Source organism: Bacteroides sp. An279 (genome assembly GCF_002159615.1).
GTDB classification, from domain to species: domain Bacteria; phylum Bacteroidota; class Bacteroidia; order Bacteroidales; family Bacteroidaceae; genus Phocaeicola; species Phocaeicola intestinalis.
The window spans coordinates 1-993 of record NZ_NFJA01000200.1 but is presented as its reverse complement, the minus strand read 5'-3'; the positions used below and the strand labels follow the sequence as shown (position 1 = coordinate 993).

Sequence of the window (993 nt, the reverse complement as noted above, 5' to 3'; positions counted from 1 at the left end):
TCTTTCTTCTGTTTATAAATGGAACAAAATAACGAAAATCAAATAAGTTCAGTTGCTATCTATTCTTACCACTCGGAAACCAACATTGGCATAGCCTTGCGAGCCGTCCCTTGCTACATCGGATTTCTCACTGCGGCAATCGTCACGGTCGGAATCCCAACTGCCACCTTTGATAATATGCAGTCCGTCAGCATTGGTCGAGGAAGTCCATTCCCAACAATTTCCCCAAAAGTCAATGCCGCCACAGGCACCCTTGCTTTGCGCGTATGCATCCACAGTTGTCAATCCACGTTCCGCATGACCGGAATTCATGGAAACATCCTTGGGCATGTGTCCGGCGGCAAGCACCCATTCTTCTTCGGAAGGCAGGCGATAACCGTGCTTGGTATCTTTTGCAGAGAGCTAGTTGCAGTAGGCTTCGGCATCCTTGAGCCCAAATCATTAAAAATGATTTGTTTCATGACTTCCTTTTGTCTTAATAAATAATACGATTTTCCTCCGTCCAGACATGGCAATGTCAGCGTCCAGAGGTGGCAATCACTCAGTTTTTGCGCGTATGTTTTTTCTTTCGGCTGCGGCTTCCTCTTGCAGTTGTTTGTAAAGCACCTGCTGGTCGGAAGCCAGCACAGCCGCAATGTCTGTTATCAGCTTTTCCATTGCTTCTTTACGCTTTTCTTTGGGGGCGGTGTCTATGCAATGTGACGCAGGAACTTGCTGTCAATGCTATCATAGCCATTATCGCCATTCCCAGTTTTCTAGTTAGTCTCATACTGTTCAATGTTTTAAGTTATACATTCATGTTGTCCGTTCTCGTTCGTAAGCTCGTTTGAGCGGACGTTCTGCTTATAAGACCCGACAAAGGAATAAAAGTAAAATTGACGATGTAAGAAGCTGTTTTGAATTTCTCCAAAAAGTTTTTCTTGGCTTGATGTATCCGTTTCCGTGTGTGCTTTGGGCGATTTTTTGGTCCTTTTCGCTCCTGTTCTTCGTCAG

General features: G+C 45.0%; 2 protein-coding genes. Both read right to left on the bottom strand.

Annotation, left to right across the window (positions count from 1 at the left end):
- Positions 1-48: 48 nt before the first annotated feature.
- Positions 49-330: an SUMF1/EgtB/PvdO family nonheme iron enzyme gene (locus B5F78_RS16600; protein ID WP_337959697.1), complete on the bottom strand. Its 282-nt coding sequence runs from the start codon at positions 328-330 to the stop codon at positions 49-51.
- 457 nt (positions 331-787) lie between these two features.
- Positions 788-993, bottom strand: a 206-nt coding sequence (locus tag B5F78_RS17500; RefSeq protein WP_162608594.1) for a hypothetical protein, incomplete at its 5' end; no start/stop codon positions are given.

Bases quoted from the DNA above. Each gene is read 5' to 3' on its own strand.
- B5F78_RS16600 (WP_337959697.1), bottom strand. From the start codon at position 330: ATGCCCAAGGATGTTTCCATGAATTCCGGTCATGCGGAACGTGGATTG.